The sequence below is a fragment of the Stappia sp. TSB10GB4 genome, assembly GCF_900185745.1.
In the GTDB taxonomy this organism is placed as follows: domain Bacteria; phylum Pseudomonadota; class Alphaproteobacteria; order Rhizobiales; family Stappiaceae; genus Stappia.
In genome coordinates, this window is record NZ_FYAV01000004.1 from 1 (window position 1) to 4,827 (window position 4,827).

General features: G+C 55.6%; 4 protein-coding genes and 1 pseudogene. 3 read left to right on the plus strand and 2 right to left on the minus strand.

What is annotated here, in order from left to right; translation table 11 throughout:
• The first annotated feature begins 126 nt into the window (after positions 1-126).
• Complete coding sequence (locus TSB10GB4_RS00035) at positions 127-1,872, plus strand: DEAD/DEAH box helicase family protein (protein WP_186394056.1); 1,746 nt, start codon at positions 127-129, stop codon at positions 1,870-1,872.
• 30 nt (positions 1,873-1,902) lie between these two features.
• Here TSB10GB4_RS00035 and TSB10GB4_RS23595 read toward each other — a convergent pair whose 3' ends face one another.
• The gene (locus TSB10GB4_RS23595) at positions 1,903-2,115 is read right to left on the minus strand and encodes a hypothetical protein (protein WP_208984296.1); all 213 of its coding nucleotides are present in this window, start codon (positions 2,113-2,115) and stop codon (positions 1,903-1,905) included.
• Here TSB10GB4_RS23595 and TSB10GB4_RS00045 point away from each other — a divergent pair.
• Together TSB10GB4_RS00045 and TSB10GB4_RS00050 are read left to right on the plus strand one after the other, a co-directional pair.
• On the plus strand, positions 2,115-4,250 hold the full coding sequence (locus TSB10GB4_RS00045) for an AAA family ATPase (RefSeq protein WP_186394058.1): 2,136 nt from the start codon (positions 2,115-2,117) through the stop codon (positions 4,248-4,250). The two genes, TSB10GB4_RS23595 and TSB10GB4_RS00045, sit on opposite strands and share 1 nt — an antisense overlap.
• A gap of 9 nt (positions 4,251-4,259) precedes the next feature.
• Entirely contained in the window at positions 4,260-4,727 is a 468-nt protein-coding gene (locus TSB10GB4_RS00050) for a hypothetical protein (protein WP_186394059.1), read from the plus strand.
• Here the strand turns inward: TSB10GB4_RS00050 and TSB10GB4_RS00055 are convergent.
• Positions 4,718-4,827 (minus strand): annotated as a pseudogene (locus TSB10GB4_RS00055) (IS5/IS1182 family transposase); the annotation flags it as partial. The gene TSB10GB4_RS00050 and the pseudogene TSB10GB4_RS00055 sit on opposite strands and share 10 nt — an antisense overlap.

Below are 4,827 nucleotides of genomic sequence, written 5' to 3' on the forward strand. Positions count from 1 at the left end.
GGTTCAAGCAGCCCAAACTGCTCATCGCTGAGCCAGAAATAGTCGCGATCCATGACGGGTCCCCCTCAGAGACCCTGAATCACAATCCCGCCGTCAGAGGAACCCCTTTTATGGGTCCGGACCCTAATGAAGGACGCATTGTTCCATCCCAAGGTTTGGCTCTTTCAGCACGGCTCAGACGTTCTCGCCGCGCATGGCTCAAGCAATGTCACTCATGCTGGCATCACAAAGAATATTGAACAAATTGCCATCTCAAAGTCCTGGGAAGATCCTAACCAGAAGTACATAACCGAAAAGTTATCCTACCAATTTCTCCGGCTATGGGAGAACAAAGAGGATAGCTGCCTCGTGGTACCACTCCCCAAGGCAGTGACCGAAAGGCTTCTACGCACCTACGATTCGGAAGCGCCTCCAACCGAAGCCGAATTGCGCGCGCTCTACGGTCGAGCAAATGGACTCTCTGAAGATCAACAGACTTTCGAGGTCCACACCCTACCGCGCGAAGCTTTTTCGATACCGACTATCCTCCGCTTCGACGATGGACCGTTCGCGCATCAAGGATCTGCGGTGAAAGCCTGGTGTGAAGCTGGTTTTCGCGGCGTTCTGGAAATGGCCACCGGTTCCGGCAAAACGATCACGTCTATGATTAGCGCCTATCGGCTTTTTGAGCTGCATAATCCGCTATTGATCGTTGTCGCCGCCCCGTATGTGCCTCTGATCGAACAGTGGTGCGATGAAATTGTGCCGTTTGGCCTGAAGCCGACCAACCTCACGCTCGTGGGGGGTGCACAGAAACGCGCTAGTGAATTGCAAAAGATCAAACGACGGTTACGCACAGGGATATCGACTGCCGAGGCCGTTGTCGTCAGCCACGATACACTTTGCACTCCCGCGTTCCTCGACGTGATCGCATCCTTTGGCTGTGCCCGTCTACTCATTGCTGACGAGGCCCACAATTTGGGCAGCCCTTCTTTCGTTAACAGCCCACCCGAGTTCTTTGAATACCGGCTGGCGCTCTCTGCCACTCCAATTCGGCAGTATGATCAAGAAGGGACAGATGCCCTCTTCGCGTTCTTTGGTCCTGTCGTTTTCCAGTTCACTCTGGAAGAAGCTATCGGCCGTTGCCTTGTTGAATATGACTATTACGTCCATCCGGTCTACCTGACCCCCTCCGAAATGGATGAATGGTATGAGCTAACCGGAAAAATTAAACAGAACGCCTGGCGGGGCAGTGACGGCAAGCCCGACGAGTTCCTTGCCAAGCTTCTGCGTGATCGTCGAGCGCTCCTTGAGACCGCCGCCGGCAAACTCGGTCAGCTTGCGACATTGCTCGCGCGCGAGGACCTCAGCACTCTCCGGCACACCTTAGTCTATACGACAGATAAGGCTCCCGCTCAGCTTGAAGCGGTCAACCGCATGCTGCGGGGCAAGGGCATTCTGTTCCACCAATTGACAGCGGAAGAAACTGGAAGCCGCGAGCAGACCAAGCGCATCATCAAGTCATTCCAGGATGGCGAAATCCAAGTACTGACCGCCAAGCGTGTCCTGGATGAAGGGGTGAACATTCCCCAGATTTGTCGGGCCTATGTTCTGGCTAGCACGACAGTCGAAAGACAGTGGGTGCAGCGCCGTGGGCGTCTGCTGCGCACATGCAGCGCTATCGGCAAATCCTACAGCACGATTCACGACTTCCTGGCGTTGCCTCCAGACATCGAAAACGGGCTCGATCCCGATGCCCGAAGCCTCGTGCGATCTGAACTGCGCCGTGCACAGGAGTTCGCCAGACTCGCAAGAAACGCCGGTCGACCAGACGGGCCGTTGGCGATTCTTGATAAACTCGTCGATGCTGCGTTTTTGGATGGGGGAAGCTAAATAATGCCGCTGAACGACAGAAAAATCATCTCAATCATACTTGAGCAATCCAAGCAGATCGAGGAGCGCTGCGACGGTTATCGCGAAGAGATAGTCGATGTCATTAGCGACATCCTTGAGTACGAACGCCAGCACCGTGTCCAGAACACTAACATACAGAAAAAAATCAATGATAAATGCAATGCGGCTGCAAGATACCTTTGTGAGAAGCGCGGGCAAGACATCACGGAGGATGTCGGTCAATGAAACTCCTTCGTGCCAAATTTCAGAATTTTCGACTGCTGCGTGACCTTGAGATTGAATTCTCAAGCGATCCGGAGCGCAATTTGACGGTTATTCGCGCAGCAAACGAGTCTGGTAAAACTACAATACTCAACGCCCTCCAATGGGCACTCTACGGTGACGCTGCCTTGCCAGGAAAAGGCGATGGGTTTCGTCTGCATCCCATCGATTGGGAAGCATCCGACGGCAGACGCGTACCGATAACCGCATCCGTCGAGTTCGAGCTGACGACCTACCGCCGCAGCGCCGGCGGCGTGCGTGAAACTCGACGACAGTACCGCATCGTCCGCTCGGCTTATGAAGAAGTTGACAGCAGTGCGAGGCGGTCTCCGTCATCGGTGAAACTGTTTGCGCTGAATGAGACTGGCGTGACGCCGATCGATTCTCCCGAAGCGCTGATCAATGAGGAGCTTCCACCGGAACTCCGTGATGTGTTTTTCACGGACGGCGACCGGGCACTGAGCTTTATCGAGGCGGATGTCGCCCTGTCCACCAAGCGCGAACGGGTACAGCGGGCGATCCGGTCGCTTCTTGGTCTTGGTGTCATCGACGATGCAATCAAGCACGCGCGCAAGGCGGCCTCGGATGTGAACAAACAAGCCAAGCAAGTGGGGGCTGGTGGCGAGTTGAACAGGATCGCGTCACGTCTCGAAAAGATAGACGATGACACCGCCGGTCTCGAAACCGAGTTGGAGGATGCCAAACAGCAGTTTGCCGCATTTGATGAAAAGGTCGAGGAGACAGACAAGAAGATCGCCACCGCTCTCCAAAAAGGCGACCGTGAGCAACTCAAGAAAGATTTAGATGGTGCCAAAAGAAAAATTAAACAGCTCGATGAGCAGCTCACCGCGGCCAATAAGGAACATGCCACCCTATTCCGCAGCCGCCCCTTAGCCAACGACCTCTTGGCCCCCGTACTGCGCCAGGCGTTTGAGAAACTCGAAGAGCTTCACGACCAGGGGAAAATTCCGAGCACGACGGTACCTGTGCTTCAAGACCGACTAGGGGCCGAAGTTTGCATCTGTGGGGAAACCCTCGCACCGGGTGATCCCGATGGCCATCGGCGCCGCGAGCATATCCAGAAGCTCATCGATGACAGCCAGCGCGCCGATGCCATCCAAGAAACGATCACCGGGTTGTATTATGAAGCCCGACCTCAGCAAACCGGACGGAACGACAGCCGCTGGCTTGAGGATTATGAGAAAGTAGTCAAGAGCCGCGACGGACTCCAGATCCTCCGCGAAGATGCGGGACGCGAATTTCGCGCCCTTGAGCTGCAACTCGACTCGCTGCCCGATACCGACATTCAGGGGCTGCGAGAGACGCGGCGACACTATAAGGATCAGCGTGACCGTTACCTTGCCAAGCGTACAGAGGTTGAGACCAAACTGTCCGGTCTCCAACGTGACCGCGAGGGATTGACGCAAGAGCGTGACCGCTTGCTACGCGAGCAGAAGAAGGGCGCCCGCATCCTCGCCGAGCTGGAGGTCACCCAGGACGTGACCAGCGTTCTGCAGAGTGCATATGACCGCATCACCAACGAGGAGCTGCGAAAGGTCAGTGAGTTGATGAACAGCATCTTCCTCGAAATGATTGGCGCCGACCCCGAGCAAGGCGCCATCATCCGACGGGCGGAGATCAGTACCGAATTCGATATCATCGTCTATGGCCCGAATGAGCGGACACTCAATCCGGATCGCGACCTGAATGGCGCATCTCGTCGTGCGCTAACCCTTGCCTTTATCTTAGCTCTGACGAAGGTGAGCGAGGTTGAAGCGCCAAATGTCATCGATACTCCGCTCGGCATGACCAGCGGATATGTGAAGCGGTCCATCCTGCGGACAGCAGTGCGCGAAAGCGCCCAGCTTGTTCTATTCCTGACGCACGATGAAATCGCGGGCTGCGAGGAAATCATCGACGAAGCGGCCGGAACCGTCTTTACCCTCACTAACCCGGCCCACTATCCCAAGATGCTTGTCAATGATCCCGGCGTCAGCGAGCGCAAGGTTCTGCGGTGCGAGTGCGACCACCGAAGCGAATGCCAGCTTTGTCAAAGGCGGTCAGACGCCCAAGTCCAACTCGAAATGGCATCATAGGAGGCTGCGATGGCTGACCGCTACTTCAACCCATTTCAGGCGATCGATATCAACGTCCCTGTGGAGTTCCATGAGGCGTTTACGCGCTACTGTCAGACTGGAGGGAGCGCGATTATCGACCAAAGCCCTTTTCCACGAATGGTCGATCTTTGGTTCCTCTCGGTCTGCGTAGCCGCTCGACTAAACCTTGAGCCCTTAGACATAGCAAAATACGAAACGAAGAAGATCATCGATGGGGCAATCTTTGGCAGCGACCCCTGGCGGGTACATACGTTGATGCTTCTGGCCATTGCCAAAACAGGCGATGTCCAGATCGTGTCGGAACCTCGCCGCATGATGGCGGTCGCAAGCGGTTTGGCAATTGCTGGCTTACCCAAGGTGATCGAGATGCTCAGGGATGGTGACGCCGATCCAATCTGGAACCTGTCGGACGCGATAGACGGAATGCTTAGAGTCCGTTTGGAAAATCAGGGATGAGCTGTTCTGCGTAGCAGGTTTCCGCCCATGGCGACGAGGATCATGGCATGAGAGACGTCGATGCGCTGCTCATAGTCGCGCACGAGGCGTCGCCATCGGG

Excerpts from the sequence above, each read along its gene's own strand:
- TSB10GB4_RS00035 (WP_186394056.1), top strand. The coding sequence starts at position 127 with ATGAAGGACGCATTGTTCCATCCCAAGGTTTGGCTCTTTCAGCACGGC.
- TSB10GB4_RS00050 (WP_186394059.1), top strand. The coding sequence starts at position 4,260 with ATGGCTGACCGCTACTTCAACCCATTTCAGGCGATCGATATCAACGTC.
- TSB10GB4_RS00045 (WP_186394058.1), top strand. The coding sequence starts at position 2,115 with ATGAAACTCCTTCGTGCCAAATTTCAGAATTTTCGACTGCTGCGTGAC.